Below are 15,908 nucleotides of genomic sequence, written 5' to 3'. Positions count from 1 at the left end.
CCAATAGTTTGTCAATAAACACTTTAGATGCGCATAAAAAAGCAGCTTTTTGTACTATAATCAATCAAGCAAAAACTTGATTAGATCATTATGTAATACAGGTAGGAGGCAACCTAGTATGAAGATCCAAAATCAAAACTTCGCGTTTTTCAATAAAACGGAAGAAAAGAGTAAAACCTTGCTTGAGCAATTAGCAAGCGGAAAGCGTGTTAACTCTGCGTCGGATGATGCAGCAGCACTGCAAATTATTGACAGGTTACAAGCACAGCAAAACGGTCAAAATCAGGCTATCCGAAATGCTTATGATGGTATTTCATATGCTCAAGTCGCAGAAGGGGCGCTTGCTGGCGTAAATGAATCTGTATCTCGTATTGAGCAACTTTCATTGCAAGCTGCTAATGGTTCATTAACAGACGCCGATAGAAGTGCAATTCAAGAAGAAATATCGCAACTACAAACAGGTATTACTGAAACCTATGAAAACACTACATTTGGTGGAGCAAAACTGTTTGATGGTAATGATGTCACCTTTCAAGTGGGGGCAGATGCAAATCAAACCCAAAGCATAAATCCAGGCGATAATAGTGTTGTTGCCAATGTGCTTACTATTGATGTTTCGACACAAGCAGGTGCTCAAGCAGCAATAACTGTAACTCAACAGGCACGAGATGATATTAATTCTAATCGTGCAAGTTTAGGTGCAAGCCAAAATGCGTTTGAACAGAATATTCGTGGTTTAACTAATAATGCTGTTAATATTGCGGCGTCTCAAAGCCGAATTCAAGATACTGATTACGCGAATATTATTTCACAAAAAACAGCAAATGATATTTTATCACAGGCATCGATAGCACTTAGAGGTCAAGCCAATCAATCGGCAAGCCAAGTACTTGGCTTGCTTTAATTTGCTTGTGATAAATCAATTTTTGGTGTCAATTTTTTGAATTGACGCCAAAATCCCGCCGCTTGTCCCTTGCAACCTCAACTTAAGCCGTTACAATAAAACAATAATTAGAATAAATAATATTGTAGTGCGTTTATTATGAAGCTTAGCAATGCCATATGGGTAATTGACGAAAACGACAACCGTGCGAATAAACTTGTATCTTCACTGTGCTTTATTGGTGAAAATGCAAAAGTTGCAGCGGTTTCAGAAATCCAAGATTCAGCATTACACCATGTGGAAGCGGTTTTTCTAGGCGCGATTTTAGGTCACGATCACGAAGCACTAATCAAAAGCCAACCTGAAACCCCATTTATTCTCATCGGTGAAACTCTAAGACCTTTATTAGCATTAGCAAATGTAATTGGGATTTTAGCTGAACCATTTGCCTACGCACCTACCACTGAATTACTGCGCGATTGTCAAGAATATAAAAGGCATTTACCAAGCTTAGCTAATAATACTCAAGAAAAACGTTTTGACGGCTTAATTGGTGCCACATCTGAAATAGAACATATTCGCTTTTTGATTCAGCAAGTTGCTAAAACGAATGCCAATGTACTTATTTTGGGTGAATCGGGTACAGGTAAAGAGGTTGTCGCACGCAATATTCATTTACTATCAAACCGCAACTCAGGGCCATTTATTCCAGTTAATTGCGGTGCAATTCCTGGCGATTTACTCGAAAGTGAACTGTTTGGTCACGAAAAAGGGGCGTTTACAGGGGCTATTTCAACACGAAAAGGGCGTTTTGAAATGGCTCAAGGCGGAACGCTTTTCTTAGATGAAATTGGTGATATGCCAAGCCAAATGCAAGTTAAGTTATTGCGTGTGCTTCAAGAGCGAGTATATGAACGTGTTGGTGGTGGCAAGCCAATAAAAGCGGATGTACGCATAATTGCAGCAACACACCGTAATTTAGAAACCATGATTGAAGAGGATTCATTTCGCGAGGATTTATACTATCGCTTAAATGTGTTTCCTATTGAAAATCCGTCTTTGCGCGAGCGTAAAGACGATGTGCCATTACTATTGCAAGAATTAATTAAACGTAATCTTGCTGTTGGTGGTGCAAATGTAAAGTTCACTGAGCGAGCGCTTGAAAGTCTTAAAGAGCATAACTGGCCCGGTAATGTGAGGGAGTTGTCGAACTTAGTTGAGCGTATGCAGATTATGTTCCCTGAAAAGGTTGTTGATGTATCTGATTTACCAAAAAAATATCAGCATATTGATGTAGAAGAATATATTCCAGAATATCCAGAAGAAATTCTAGAGCGTCAGGCATTAAACGACATTTTCAGCGAAGGTTTTGCAGAGTTTGAAGATGATGACGAAGAAGTAACCGAACAAGTATTTGATTCAAGTAAACCTGCGGTTTTACCAGTTGAAGGCATTGAACTTAAAAGTTACTTAGCTGAGCTTGAGATATGCTTGATTGAACAAGCGCTTGAACGAAATGATAACGTGGTTGCTCGGGCTGCTGAAGTATTAGGTGTAAGACGCACTACACTTGTTGAAAAAATGAAAAAATATAATTTGAATAGCTAACTCTTTATCCCTTCTATAATTCCGACTGACTTAGCTTGACGTTAAGTCAGTCAAATACCCCTATTTGTTTCACACTCCAAAGACCCTAATTACACTCATTTTCGTAGAAAACATAAATTTTATTGAATTAAACTGTAATAATTGTTAATTTTTTGTATCGTAGTCGAGAAAATAATAATTATAAGGTTGGTGGTATGAAACAATACGCGATGGCAGCTTTGCTTGGGCTGTCTTTAGCTGGCTGTGGTGACCCAGACAGTTTAGATAATATTGAGTTTGTTAAACGCAATCTTGAAAACAAAAATTTGCATGAAAAACTGCTTACTATAGAGCTTACCAAAGAGCGTTCTGAAAAGCATAAAGCGCTTTATCAACAAATTAGTACAAGCTACAACTTACTTGAACAAAGTAAGAAAGAGAAAGATCGTTTTTCTTCATACCATCACGGTTTTTTGGCGCGAAACGCGTATTATACCGATGAAGCCGACTACCAAGCTGTTGTAAGTGCAAAAAAATTAGAAGACGTAACAGGGTTATACCGCCGTATTGAGCCTTATTTTAAAACTGAACAAGCGGCTGACTTTATTTATAATACTTCTGCTGACTCATGGGATATTTATTCGGTGATTCAACAGGTTAAATATAACGCGCAAGTGTTACATGCTGTTGATGAAGGCAAAAATGTTAAAAATAAAAATCAACAACCCCGAATTAAGAAAGTGGCTAGATAAAGCAATCGCACGTCAATATCAAGAATTACAAGAGATTGTATATATCTTGGTGCAAGCGAGTGAAACAGATAAAGAAGTCTTTTACGCCGATAAAAAACAAATTGAACAGGATGCAGATCGTATTTTGGCTGGTGTACGCGCAGAAAAAGCGAGGCAAATGTTAAAGCCAGATATGTATGCATGGCAGCAAAAAAACCTGTGGCGATATGAGTTGGTGAATAACACTTGTATGGTACTTGATGAAAAAATTCGTGAGTATGAAATTGCCAAAGATTGTCATCGTTTATTAAAAGCGTATGAAGGTTACACCATAGAACCTGATGAGTTTTCTAACTTTGCTGCAAAATCGCGCGCCGCACGCAATAAACTGGCAGCAGTTACTCAAGAGTTAAAAGAACGCTATAACTATGCAAAAAATGTCAAAAAAGTTGACTTGAAGCCAAATGAGCAACTAAATGCGCTCATGATGTCTTTGAAAAAAGATATGTACCGCGCAACCCCTAATATTGGGTTACTTTAAAAAGAGGCGGCGATAGCCGCTTTTTTTTATGTCATTTATTCAATCAGTTGTTATGATACGCCCTCTGTACTTTTTTAGAGTAGGTGTAGTTTGAGTTCACATTATCCAATCGGCATTCCGGGTCAAAAGTGGAATGAAACCGAAAAATCACAGTGGTTAAATCTTCAAAACAAAAAACGTGACTATCATCAATTAGTTGTTTCTCAGATTAATGCGTTAGAAGCTGATTTTCAGATAGAGCAATATGGTGAGCTACCTTATGGCGAAGACCTTGTGCTTTTTGCATTGCGCTCAAAGTCTTGGCAGCACGATAAACCAGCTATTTTAATTACTGGTGGCGTTCACGGTTATGAAACAAGCGGTGTAATGGGAGCTCTAGCGTTTGCACAAGGTAAAGTGAAAGAGTACCAAGGCGCATTTAATTTCGTTATTTTACCTTGTATTAGCCCTTGGGGTTTTGAAACGATTAATCGTTGGAATTCCTATGCGGTTGATCCAAATCGTTCATTTTATATGGATTCTCCAGCACCAGAATCACAAGCGGTATTAGATTATCTCGCTAAATTGAATTGTGATTTCTTAATGCATATTGATTTACATGAAACAACTGATACCGATAATACGGAATTTCGCCCAGCACTTGCTGCACGCGATGCTGTAGAACATACTAACTGGAATATTCCGGATGGTTTTTACCTTGTTGGTGATTCAAAACGACCTGAAGCGGCTTTTCAAAAAGCGATTATTGAATCAGTTGAACAAGTAACGCATATTGCACCAGAAGACGAAAATGGTGAGCTTATTGGGGTTGCTATCGAACAGTTTGGTGTTTGCAATTATGACTGCAAAGGATTATCGCTGTGTGCTGGTATTACAGATGCGAAATTTGTAACAACCACAGAAGTATATCCTGATAGCCCAAAATCTAATGAGCAAAATTGTATTGATGCGCAAGTTGCCGCAATTTGTGGCGGTTTGAATTACCTTCAATCTTTATAGCGGAGAATTTAGGTGGCACTCATTACCCAAATTCCACTGATAAAGAAAATGGAATTAGTTAACCGATTATCTTTTTTTAAAACGCTTACATTAGCGGAAAGGCAAATGGTTGTAGAGTCGTTTTCAGAGTTGCATTTATTTAAAAAAGGTAAAATGGTTTTTCGCCAAAATGAGCATGATAACCATCTTTATATTGTGCTTTCAGGCGAGCTTGTGCTGTTTAAACAGCAGCACAAACCATCATTAGTGCATATCGAGCCTGGCGACTTTGTTGGGGAGGGATCATTTGTTGAAACCCATACTCGCAATATCAATGCAAAAGCAAATGATGAAACTATTTTGTTGGCAATTTCCCATACAGCAATGCAAAAACTGCCTTATGCGATTCGCGATAAAATAAAAGACCGCATTATTCTGGGTATGAGTGAGCGTATCGAAAAGCTCGGTGCGGTAATTGATAAGCTGCAAGGATTATAGAATGAAGTTGATAAAAAAAGCATGTTTGCTAAGTGTTGTTTTAGTAATCAGTGCCTGTAGCACAGCGCCACGTAGCAGCAACCAAATTGAATGTAATGGCGAGCGTTATCCAGTAACTTATATGAGCGAAATGCAACAATATGAAGTAGAGCGCTTTGCGATGCGTCATGAGTTTCGCCCAGGGTGCGTCTCTGGCAAGTTAAAAGAGATTAAAGCTAAAACCTGTCAAACAGCATCGTCGCTTAGCTATGAGCAATGGATGAGTTTATATAACGGCTGCGTGGTTAATACGCCTTAGAGCTCTTAAAAACCTGCTTTAATTTACTTTTAACAGAGCGCCAATGTGTCATCGGGATACTTGGTGCTTTTTGTAATAGATAATTGAAGTCGATGTCGGAAAATTGGATTTTACCGTCATGTGCCAATAGTAAAGAGTTTGGTTTTAATGTTTTTAACATTAACAGCGAATTAAGATATCGTTTTGGGTAAAAAACAGGAAAAGGTGGGATTAACTTCCCTTTAACTTTAACCATTAAATCAGCCACATAAAGCATATTGCTTGGTAGGTGATGCAAGCAAATATCTCTGTCAGTATGGCCTGGGCTATGATGTACTTGCCACTCATCAAAATTTGGCACGCTCACACCATCAGGCAAATAAATATCGGCCTTAAGCTTACGTGGGTACCACATAAAGGCTTGTTTTTTACCTTTACGACTGGCTACCCAACGCGCTAACAGAATATCGGTAATATGCATCATAATGCCATCAAACCCCTGATACCAGTGGCCGGGTGCGTTTGATGTTGCTATTTTTGCGCCTGTCATAGCACGCAGTTTATGTGCGCCACCGGCATGATCAGGATGCATATGCGTAACCATAATCAATTTTAAATCAGAAAGTGGGCGATTTAATTTGGTTGTAATAAAATGCGCAACTAAATCGCAATCGGCACGGCAGCAACCATCCAGTAACATTAATTTATCTGAATATTCTACTAAATAGATAGACTGTATATGTCCATTTAAGGTATGTAGTTGCATAATAAGTTGCTTAAGAACATGCGATAATATTCAGCTTATCGCAACTCATCAGACCACTCAAGGGGTGTGTTATTAGTAGTCAAAAAATCTTTGTGCTTGGTTTACCGCGCACAGGCACAACAAGTGTGTGTGCAGCCGCATTAGCATTAGGCTTTAGAACGGCGCATACAGTGTATATTCAATCAACGTTAGATAGTGCCGAGTTTGTCGCGGACACACCGGTTTTTAACGATTATGAGGCGCTACTACAGCAATATCCTACGGCAAAGTTTATTTATCTTGAGCGAGATTTAGCAAGCTGGTTGCCATCAATCAAAGTATTGTTAACGCGTATGGCAGATAGGCTGCTAACTGAACACGGTGGTTTTTTCCCAAGCTTAAAACGCTGTTATGGCGAGGTTTTTAATCCGCTAAATAAGCAAACCATGTTAGATGATGCGCATTTAAAACAGTGTTATTTATCGCATAAAGCCAAGGTAATGGACTTTTTGCAGCGCATCGATAATCAGCACTTAGTGGTTAACTTGACTGATGAAAACAGTTATCAGCAATTTTGTTTGTTTCTGGGAAAGCAAGAGAAAGGCGGTTTTGAACAGCTCAACGTAAACGGCAAAGTTACGGCGTGGAAACAAATCAAAAACCCACTCAAACTCGACTCAACACGCAATGGTAAAGCGGATTTAAAATAGACATCTTTGAAGCTGACCATTAAACTGCGGCTAATTTGAATTGATGACAATTAGCCAAGTATGTTTGAACTTAAATACAAAACGCCATTCTCATGGACTGAAGCAGTAATGGCCGATTTTGATACCTTTTTACAAGACCACGCTGCCGCTGAAAAAAAAGCGTCTGGCATGGCGCTTTCAATGCTGTCGCATTATCCAGACCGTCGTAAACTAGTGCGTGCAATGACTGATTTAGCACTCGAAGAAATGATCCACTTTAAGCAAGTAGTGAAAATTCTGTTAGAGCGCGATATCACTCTAGGAAAAGACACCAAAGATTCGTATGTAAAAGATTTACGTGCGCTATTTCGCCAAGGTAAAGATGTATTTTTACTAGACCGTCTAATTGTCGCAGCGGTAATTGAAGCCCGTGGTTATGAGCGCTTTTCATTGGTTGCTGAAGCGCTTGAAGAAGGCAAAGAAAAAGACTTTTACGTTACCATAGCTAAATCAGAAGAAAAGCACGCATTTTTATTTGTTGAACTGGCGTATGAATATTTTGATAAAGTCGTGGTGGATGCGCGTTTAGAGGAAATTTTAGAAGCAGAAGCCGAAATCTGTGCCAAGCTGCCGCATACAGCGGCACTTCACTAATACGTCCTGCTTATCCGCACGAAGGCTTAAGTAAGTTTTCTGCAATATGCTCAAGTAAAAAGGTTTCGCGCACAATGCTGATGCCTTTTTTATCTGACTTAGCCATTGTTTGCTTGTTGTAAGCAATGGCTTTATCTATATCGAACCAATGAACCGTCATGCCATTGGCAATCTCATAATCTTCTAAATTTTGCTGATCTAATTCATCATCAATTTCGCAGGTAAAGCAATAAGATAGCATTTCAATAATTTGGCCATCTTGTTTGTAGTTGGGACGAAACTCACGGATTAAGCCATAGGGTGTAATTTTATCAATCGCACGTGCCCCAGTTTCTTCGGTTAACTCTCTAATTAACGCTTGTTGCAAGCTTTCACCATGATCAACACCGCCGCCAGGTAGGGAGTAATCACGATAACGTTCGGTATGAAGCAGTAAAATATCGCGCCCTTGGGTGACGATAGCACGTGTAGCGGGGCGCAAAATATGTTGATGACTGTTAAGAGCGAGCTCATCAACAAAATGGAACTCTTTAATTACCTGCATAAAACAAACCGATTAGTAAAAGGACGCGAATAGTAGCACTGCACATATATAAATTAAATGCAAAATAAACGACGCGTTAAAACAAATTAAGTTTCCTTTATCGCCACATCGTTTATGATAAATTAGCAAGAATAATAACTATTAGGGAAATACCATGTCATCGAGTAACACTGATGCACAGACACAAAAAGTAAAACCCATAGATAAATTTCTTAATGGTATTGAGTATGTAGGAAATAAATTGCCAGATCCGGCAATGATATTTTTGTTCTCAATGCTATTGATTTGGGTGCTTTCAGCAATTTTTTCAAATTATACGTTTTCAGCAATCGACCCTCGCACAGGCGAGGCAATTGTTGTAAATAACTTACTTACTGGCGATAGCCTTGCAGCCTTTTTGGCGAATATGGTTAAAACATTCACCGGCTTTGCACCACTTGGTGTTGTGCTAGTTGCAATGCTAGGTGTTGGGGTCGCGGAGCATTCTGGCTACATTAATACTGGCCTAAAACTAATGTTAAAACGCACACCAAAGGCGCTATTAACACCTTGTGTAATTTTAATTGCGATAGTTAGCCACACCGCAACAGATGCAGGCTATGTATTAGTAATTCCATTAGCGGGCGTTATATTTTATGCCATGGGGCGTCACCCATTAGTTGGTATTGCCGCAGCATTTGCCGGTGTAAGTGGTGGTTTTAGTGCCAACTTTATTCCATCTGGTATTGACCCGTTACTGCAAAGTTTCACTCAAAGTGCAGCGCAAATTATTGACCCTACTATTGAAGTTAATCCACTCAATAACTGGTATTTCACTTCGGCATCGAGTTTATTTATCGTGCTTCTGGGCTGGTATATTACCGATAAAATTATCGAGCCGCGCCTAAACAAGGTTGAGCTTGATGGTAACACTGATGACTTACCAAGCTTTGATCAAATTAATGACACCGAGCGTAAAGGCTTTTATATTGCCTCAGCTGTCATGATTGCTGGTCTTGCACTCCTTGCCTATGCTGCGTGGGGCGAAAGTTCACCACTTCGCAGTAAAGAGGGTTCGCTTACTGATTTTAAAGCGCCGCTAATGCAATCTATCGTGCCGATTATTTTCTTGGTTTTCTGGATCCCAGGGGCGGTTTACGGTTTTGTGGTGGGCACCTTTAAATCAAGTAAAGACATGATAGATGCAATGACCAAAGCAATGCATGGCATGGCGTATTATGTGGTTATGGCGTTTTTCTGTGCACTGTTTATTGCTGCGTTTTCACAGTCGAACTTGGGTGCATTATTAGCGATTGAAGGCGCTGAAGTACTAAAAGCAATGCAGCTACCAAGTGCGGTTACTGTGGTGGGCATTATTTTCTTAACAGGTTTTGTAAACTTGTTTGTTGGTTCAAGTAGTGCAAAATGGGCGCTGCTAGGGCCTATATTTGTACCTATGTTAATGCAGTTAGGTATTTCGCCAGATTTAACACAAGCAGCTTACCGTATTGGTGATTCCAGCTCGAATATTATCACGCCGTTAATGCCTTATTTCCCGCTAGTGGTGGTGTACTGTCAAAAGTATGTTAAGAATACTGGTATTGGTACATTAATCGCGTTAATGATCCCATATTCAATAGCCTTTATGATTGGCTGGACCTTGTTCTTACTTGCTTACTGGGGCCTAGGTTTACAATTAGGTTTACAAGCAAGTTATACCTATGGGTGATAGCGGTTCATGTAAATAGCTAATCATTCTAGTGGGCTATACGTTTTTGCTAACTGCGTTGGCATAACGTTTAGCTTGCAGCTCAAATAAAAACAGCAGATTAATACCTGCTGTTTTTTTGTTTAAGTTACATTCTATTTTTATTAAATGCGCCATTGCAGTGAATTTTGCAATTTGTCATTGTACGGTGAGAGTGCTTGGCCTTTTTCACCGAGTAAAATGAGGTTTGCTTTATGACCTTGGTAAGTCGCACCATCAAATGCCTCATCCGAAAAATAAGACTCAGTTCGATACTGATTTTTACTTGGTACAATAAACAGTGTCATCGGGCCTTGCTCTGTTTGAAACACTAAGTGCAGGCTCTTTTGCCCTTTGAAATCACAAAAGGTTAGGTAGCTTACTTGGTTTGGTAATTCGCTAAAATTACCGCCAAAACTTGCTAGCTTGGCGTTTACTTCTTGCAAACTAAAGTTGTGATTTACATTAGTAAGCGAACTCGGCTCATGGTAAACATGAGCAAGTGCATGCTGCTCTAAGTTGAGCGGTGCACCCATATTCAAATAAGTGAACGACACGCCAAATAAAAACGCCACAGATGCTGCTAATGCTAAATGAATGCGTGTTTTTTTACGCTGAGTTTGAAATGCATGCAATGACTGATTTAACACTAAACGCTCTGCTAAGTTTTCAGGCACAGGGATATTTAGCGCATGCTCAATATCATTGTCGAGTGATTTTAGCTCTTTACTAAATGCGTGTGCATCTGGGTCTGATTCGAGCGCATTAAGCACGTCTTTGTCGCTGGTATTAGGATCAGCATATAAACGACGTCGTAATTCTAATTCATCCATTGTTGATCCCCCTTTGTAAACTTGGTTGTAAATTGTCTTTCAATTGGTTGCGAGCACGGAAAAGTCGAGTCATTACCGTATTTTTGTTAAGTGATAAAATGGATGCGATTTCATCACCACTAAACCCCATTACTACTTGCAGAAGTAGAGGCTCACGATACTCTTCATCTAACTGCATAATGCGTTTTTGTAGCTGTGAACGCTCAGCGTTTTGTTCCATATCGAGGGTTTGTGTATCGCATAGCGTATCTTGCTCAACATCGCTGTAATCAAATTGTTTACGCTCAAAACGGCGCGCATTCTCACGACGCAAAATCGTAATTAACCATGCTTTAGCTGCTTGCTGGTCGAGAAGTGAATCAAGTGAGCGCCAAGCCCTTAAAAAAGTTTCTTGCACAAGGTATTCGGCCACTGTCGGGTCACCTGCTAACCAATATGCGAAGCGGTATAGCTCTTTGTGATACACATTCACTAACGCTTCATATCGTTTTTGTTTATCTGCCATGTCAATTAAGACCTGACGTTGTTGTTTTTTCTTTCCGAACATTGAAACTATTTTAGTAGAGCTGGGTTAACTCATTCTCACTTTTAGGTTTTTTATTTAAATTATTTAACTGCTGATAGATAAATTTAAGATCAACAGTGTGATTCTTACCGGCATAGAGATTTGCTTGTAAGTGATTAATAGCTTCTGCAAATTGCGGATTATTTATGACGTTATTAAGTTTAGTTAAATCAGCGCTGCCTGTATGGAACTTACACATTTTCACCAGTTGATGATAGAACGCTCGCTGATTATTTTCTTTAACTGCGGTTTGTAATGCTGGCAGTGGATTTGCACTTGGTACGTACTCTTTATCAGTCTTTGCTAAAGTAGTTACTGGCTTGCGCTTAAACCACATAATTAGCAGTGTAATTAGCCAAAGTGCGTAACCCAGAATCACTAACGGCCAGTAATAAATTGGCGTTTCAACGCGTGTGGTAATGGAGTCTTCTTTAATATCACTTGTTGGTGCGTTACTAACTTGTGGTGCTGTGATTGTTGGCTGTACAAAGTTTGGATCGCCGACGACGGTTAATTCCCTTGTTGGTAATGTTGCGTACTCAATTCGATTAGTGATTACATTAAACCAAGGCACACGTACTTCAGGTAACGTGTGAGTGCCAGGCGTTTGTGGCATAAGTGCAAATGACTCTACTTTTTGTGAAATCACTTTGCCATTTCTTACAAGGTTATTAGTTTCAGCTTGGTCTGAATAACTGCGTACACCATTAATGCTTGGTAAATTGATTTCTGGTAGTTGCTCTTTGGTGATGCCGAGCGCAGTCATGGTTATGGTGCGGGTTATTGGTTCGCCAATTTGATAGCTTTGTTTTTCAGGTTGCCACTCTTCATTTAATGTGACTAATTCACTCGGTAGCCAGTTGCCGGAAATATTTTCTGGAATAGGTTTAATAGTCAGCTGAACATCTCTGCCAATAGCACTTGCCGCTCGGGTACGGTAATTATCACGAATACGGCCTTTAAAATAAGGCGATTTGATAGTGTATTTTCCGCTTTTTTGCGGCTGAATAAGGTAGTTTCGTTCAATGATTAAATAGCGAATGCCATCAATAATTTCATAACTTTCTTTTTGTTTTCCTAGTTGAGAAACATTAGCATTCTCTAATTCAGGTGAACCGAGTTGGCCTTCGGTTAAATCATTGGCTAAAAACAGTTTTACCGTGTAAACACCTGCTTGTTGCACATACAATTCGCTGTTTTCCATACTGGTTTCAATATACACATCCTTACTTTGTGTATCAGCATTGGAAGCGGCAACCACTTTCACAGTAATTGGGCTTGATTGCATATTCGCAACAGCAAAACTCGGTATTGTGTAATCACCTGGATTACGCGCCATTAGTTCAACCTGCCACTGCGTTGTATGGTTTACTTGGCCATTAATAATACTGGTGTTACTTCGTACAGACGTGGGGCCAACCACAAAGTCTTTAAGTAGCGCTGAGGTATCGGGCTGTTCACCTTTGACATTTTGGTCTGCGCGAATGGTTAAATTAAAAAATTCACCTGCGAGCACAGGGTTTCGATCAACACTGGCGCTCAGTGCTGCAACAGCTTGCAATGGCAGTAAAACGAGGCAAATTAATACAACTATGCGACTTACCATGACTTCTCAACTCCTTGTTGCTGGATGCGCTGACGATATCTTTTTTGACTTTCTAATTTCATTTTATTGCGTAACAAGATGGCCGGATCATCCGGTACCTTTCTTAGTAGTTGGTTAATGATTTGTACTTGTTCTTTTTCTTCAGGGGTTAATTCAGGTGCTTGATTTACCTGTTGCTCTGAGATAGGTTGCTGTGGCGCTTGCTGTTGTTCATCACCTGACTGTTCTTGCGGCTCTGCTTGGGTCTCGGGCGCTTGCTTTGGTTCATCGCTTTTAACTTCTTCTGAGTCCGCTTTCATTTCTGGTTGATTGTTGTTTTGCTGTTCAGAGTTGCTGCCATTTTTACTCTCTTCGCTGTTTTTATCTTGTTGGCCTTGTTGCTGCGATTGATTTTGTTCTTGTTGGTTTTGCTGCTGCGATTGTTCACCCGATTGCTCGCCTTGCTGCTGGTTTTGATCGCTTTGCTGCTGCTCATCGCTCTTTTGTTGATCATCACCATTTTGCTGTTGTTGATTTTGTTGCTGTTGCTTTAAATCTTCCAACAACGCTTTATTTTCTTCTGCTTCTTTAAACTTAGGCTGTTTTTCAAGGGCTTTTTTGTAAGCCTCTATTGCTTCATCAAAACGATTAAGTTTAGCAAGGGCGTTTCCTTGGTTATAAAGGCCCTGTGCGCTGTTATCTTGCTTGAACTTAGTCAGCGCATTTTCAAAATCACCTTGTTGATATAGAGCTGAGCCTGAAAGACTGGCGGTCGTTGATTTTGTTGCCGCTTCGTAATTTTGTTGTTGATAAGCCTGATGCGCTTTTTGCTCGTCATTTAGTAGCCAAGTGGGCAGTGAAAATGCGTAACTTAATTCAGGTTTAAACAGCACGAAACAGCATAAACCCAGTAAAAATTTAGGCTGCTGCTTTAACATCATAAAGGCCAGTGGAATTAATAAAAATACTAAATAAATACCGCCATCAATCGGCTGTTCACTAGTTTGCTCCCGTTTAATAACATCATCTGTATTAGTAGATGATGGTTTAAAGAGGGCTAAATCAGCATCGCTCACTTGATAATAATTAAATTTACCATCGCTATTTGCGGCCAGTTGCTGCAATAAGCTGAAATTGGCTTTTGGAATAACAATTTGGCCATGGTTATCTTTTAAAAAGCCTTCGTCAGGTAATTGGATCGGTGCACCATGTTCGGTGGCTACAGTATAAATATTAAGTTTAATGTTATGTTGCTTAACGAGCTTTTCGATATCGCGGCTTTCATCAAAATCATCAATACCATCGGTAATCCAATAGATTTCCCCGTTGCTTACATTGGCTTGCGTGAGTAAATCAACCGCCAGAGTGATACCTGCAAAGGCATTACTGCCGGGAACTGGCATAATTTCAGGGCTTAGGCTCGGGATTAAGTTAGCCAGTGTTTGATGGTCTGAGGTTAAAGGTGAAATTGTGTAGGCATCATTACTATAAGCAACTAAGGCTAAATCGCTTTCTTTTAAAATGTCAGTCAGTGTAAGTGCTTTAAAGCGCGCTTGTGTTAAACGATTTGGTTTAATGTCTTGGCTGTACATTGAGCGCGACATGTCCATTACAATAACGCGTGCATGTTTACTTTTATAAACGGGCAGGGGTTGTGATTGCCAACTTGGGCCAGCAAGAGCGCATACACTTACTATTAAAAATAAACTGAGCCACACAGCATTGGTTTTAGTTTGTTTGCTCTCACCATCAAGTAAAAACTGGGCAAGATGAGGTGCAATGGGACTACTGGCAATATGTTTACGTTTTTTTAGTAATTGCAAAACGATAACTAAAACAACAAAGGGCATTAAATAAAATGCTTCAGGGCGAATAAATTCAAGTGTCATGCGCCTCTCCTTGATAGTAGCGTTTTAAAACTATTCACTAAGGTTTGTAAGAACAATAGCAACAGCGCGATAAATAACGGTATATAGAATAATGCAGTTTGCGGGCGAACGGTTTCGCTGTTGTCGCTAATTGGCTCAAGCTGGTCGAGCATCTGGTAAATACGTTGCAAACTTGCTACGTCCGTTGCACGAAAGTACTGCCCACCGGTTTCGCGAGCTATTTCGGTTAATAAGCTTTCATCAAGCGCGCTGCCACGCTGCATCTGAAAGCCAAAAAAGTTTGACTGACTATCCGCACCCACACCGACAGTGTACACTTTTATGCCCGCATCTTTTGCAAGAATAAGTGCCTCATCGGGTGCCAGATTACCCGCAGTATTTTGCCCGTCAGTTAACAAGATAAGTATGCGATTACTATCATCTTTAAGGGCAAAGCGTTTAACTGCAAGGCCAAGTGCATCACCAATGGCAGTTGCTTGACCAACTAAACCTATTTGCGCTTCGTCCAGCATTTGGGCAACGGTAGTTAAATCGCGGGTTAGTGGGGTTTGTAAAAATGCGGTATCGGCAAATAGAATTAAACCTAATCTGTCGCCTGTGCGCGCTGTAATAAACTCGTTAACCACCGCTTTTACAACAGATAATCTGTCAATATATTGCCCTTGATACTGCATATCTTGCTCACGCATCGAGGTGGATAAGTCAACGGCAAGCATAATTTCACGGCCTTCATTAGGCAGTTGAATGGGCTCACCATAGTACTTAGGATGAGCGAGGGCAACGCATAAACATAACCAAATTAGCCAAGGCCAAATTGAAAAACGTGTTGGCTGTTTAATATCGCCTGTTTGCACTATGGGATTATGGTAAAGGGCAGTCGTACGCACAGTGGCGACTTGCTGATGTTTTTGTAATTTGTGCAGTAAAAACGGCAAGGGCAATAATAAAAAAGCGAATGGCCAAGCAAACTCAAACATTTAACGCTCCTTTCACCTTAAATTGCTTTATTGCTTTGACTAGTTTCTGATGGAAATCATTAATTGGTTGGTTGCTCTCACTTTGGTATAAGCGTGATAGCTCTTCTGGTGTTAATTTTACTTTTGATGTTTTTAACACGATGCTTTGCCATTTTTCACCAAATTGATTTGCAGCCTCAATACCGTAATAGTGCTTTACAAGGCGC

17 protein-coding genes and 1 pseudogene are annotated in these 15,908 nt (G+C 40.0%); 10 read left to right on the top strand and 8 right to left on the bottom strand.

The genetic code is table 11. The features are described from left to right. The first annotated feature begins 118 nt into the window (after window positions 1–118). The 7 genes from ON073_RS06790 to ON073_RS06760 all read left to right on the top strand — a co-directional run bounded on the left by ON073_RS06790 (window position 119) and on the right by ON073_RS06760 (window position 5,516). Window positions 119–904, top strand: a complete 786-nt coding sequence (locus ON073_RS06790) for a flagellin N-terminal helical domain-containing protein (RefSeq protein WP_274761113.1) — start codon at window positions 119–121, stop codon at window positions 902–904. A 138-nt stretch (window positions 905–1,042) separates the two neighbouring features. Then, window positions 1,043–2,491 (top strand): sigma-54 dependent transcriptional regulator, encoded by a 1,449-nt coding sequence (locus tag ON073_RS06785; RefSeq protein ID WP_274761112.1) that lies wholly within the window; start codon window positions 1,043–1,045, stop codon window positions 2,489–2,491. A gap of 194 nt (window positions 2,492–2,685) precedes the next feature. Continuing rightward, window positions 2,686–3,222 carry a hypothetical protein gene (locus tag ON073_RS06780; RefSeq protein WP_274761111.1) on the top strand — a complete coding sequence of 179 codons (537 nt, stop codon included), beginning with the start codon at window positions 2,686–2,688 and terminating at the stop codon, window positions 3,220–3,222. After that, complete coding sequence (locus tag ON073_RS06775) at window positions 3,173–3,742, top strand: hypothetical protein (protein WP_274761110.1); 570 nt, start codon at window positions 3,173–3,175, stop codon at window positions 3,740–3,742. The genes ON073_RS06780 and ON073_RS06775 overlap by 50 nt, the downstream gene beginning before the upstream one ends. A gap of 90 nt (window positions 3,743–3,832) precedes the next feature. Then, complete coding sequence (locus ON073_RS06770) at window positions 3,833–4,741, top strand: M14 family metallopeptidase (protein WP_274761109.1); 909 nt, start codon at window positions 3,833–3,835, stop codon at window positions 4,739–4,741. Window positions 4,742–4,753: 12 nt separating this feature from the next. After that, window positions 4,754–5,218, top strand: coding sequence for a cyclic nucleotide-binding domain-containing protein (locus tag ON073_RS06765; protein ID WP_274761108.1), 465 nt, complete (start codon window positions 4,754–4,756; stop codon window positions 5,216–5,218). 1 nt (window position 5,219) lies between these two features. Then, entirely contained in the window at window positions 5,220–5,516 is a 297-nt protein-coding gene (locus tag ON073_RS06760) for a hypothetical protein (protein WP_274761107.1), read from the top strand. On the opposite strand, the gene ON073_RS06755 is transcribed toward ON073_RS06760, so the two are convergent. Further along, entirely contained in the window at window positions 5,503–6,261 is a 759-nt protein-coding gene (locus ON073_RS06755) for an MBL fold metallo-hydrolase (RefSeq protein WP_274761106.1), read from the bottom strand. The genes ON073_RS06760 and ON073_RS06755 overlap by 14 nt on opposite strands. A 92-nt stretch (window positions 6,262–6,353) precedes the next feature. On the opposite strand from ON073_RS06755, the gene ON073_RS06750 reads away from it, so the two are divergent. Both ON073_RS06750 and miaE read left to right on the top strand, forming a co-directional pair. Beyond that, entirely contained in the window at window positions 6,354–6,950 is a 597-nt protein-coding gene (locus tag ON073_RS06750) for a sulfotransferase (protein ID WP_274761105.1), read from the top strand. Window positions 6,951–7,010: 60 nt separating this feature from the next. Next, on the top strand, window positions 7,011–7,583 hold the full coding sequence (gene miaE, locus ON073_RS06745; RefSeq protein ID WP_274761104.1) for a tRNA-(ms[2]io[6]A)-hydroxylase: 573 nt from the start codon (window positions 7,011–7,013) through the stop codon (window positions 7,581–7,583). Between the two features lie 10 nt (window positions 7,584–7,593). Here the strand turns inward: miaE and ON073_RS06740 are convergent, their stop codons facing one another. Continuing rightward, complete coding sequence (locus ON073_RS06740; RefSeq protein ID WP_274761103.1) at window positions 7,594–8,127, bottom strand: NUDIX hydrolase; 534 nt, start codon at window positions 8,125–8,127, stop codon at window positions 7,594–7,596. Window positions 8,128–8,281: 154 nt separating this feature from the next. Here ON073_RS06740 and ON073_RS06735 point away from each other — a divergent pair, with 154 nt between their 5' ends. Then, window positions 8,282–9,835: an AbgT family transporter gene (locus tag ON073_RS06735; RefSeq protein WP_100912936.1), complete on the top strand. Its 1,554-nt coding sequence runs from the start codon at window positions 8,282–8,284 to the stop codon at window positions 9,833–9,835. A 143-nt stretch (window positions 9,836–9,978) separates the two neighbouring features. Here the strand turns inward: ON073_RS06735 and ON073_RS06730 are convergent, their stop codons facing one another. The 6 genes and pseudogenes from ON073_RS06730 to ON073_RS06705 form a co-directional block, all read right to left on the bottom strand. Beyond that, window positions 9,979–10,686 (bottom strand): DUF3379 domain-containing protein, encoded by a 708-nt coding sequence (locus tag ON073_RS06730; protein WP_274761102.1) that lies wholly within the window; start codon window positions 10,684–10,686, stop codon window positions 9,979–9,981. Continuing rightward, a complete protein-coding gene (locus tag ON073_RS06725) occupies window positions 10,679–11,191 on the bottom strand; it encodes a sigma-70 family RNA polymerase sigma factor (protein WP_446728518.1) in 513 nt (170 codons plus the stop codon). The genes ON073_RS06730 and ON073_RS06725 overlap by 8 nt, the downstream gene beginning before the upstream one ends. Window positions 11,192–11,243: 52 nt before the next feature. After that, window positions 11,244–12,857, bottom strand: coding sequence for a BatD family protein (locus tag ON073_RS06720; RefSeq protein WP_274761100.1), 1,614 nt, complete (start codon window positions 12,855–12,857; stop codon window positions 11,244–11,246). Then, the gene (locus tag ON073_RS06715; RefSeq protein ID WP_274761098.1) at window positions 12,851–14,725 is read right to left on the bottom strand and encodes a vWA domain-containing protein; all 1,875 of its coding nucleotides are present in this window, start codon (window positions 14,723–14,725) and stop codon (window positions 12,851–12,853) included. The genes ON073_RS06720 and ON073_RS06715 overlap by 7 nt, the downstream gene beginning before the upstream one ends. Next, window positions 14,722–15,702, bottom strand: coding sequence for a vWA domain-containing protein (locus ON073_RS06710; protein WP_274761097.1), 981 nt, complete (start codon window positions 15,700–15,702; stop codon window positions 14,722–14,724). Before ON073_RS06710 ends, ON073_RS06715 begins: the two co-directional genes overlap by 4 nt. Further along, window positions 15,695–15,908, bottom strand: a pseudogene (locus tag ON073_RS06705) (DUF4381 domain-containing protein); the annotation flags it as partial. The pseudogene ON073_RS06705 and the gene ON073_RS06710, both read right to left, overlap by 8 nt.

It is taken from the genome of Pseudoalteromonas sp. G4 (assembly GCF_028875915.1).
Classification (GTDB): Bacteria; Pseudomonadota; Gammaproteobacteria; order Enterobacterales; family Alteromonadaceae; genus Pseudoalteromonas.
The sequence above is the reverse complement of the archived record's forward strand: the minus strand, read 5'-3'. Positions and strand labels throughout refer to the sequence as shown.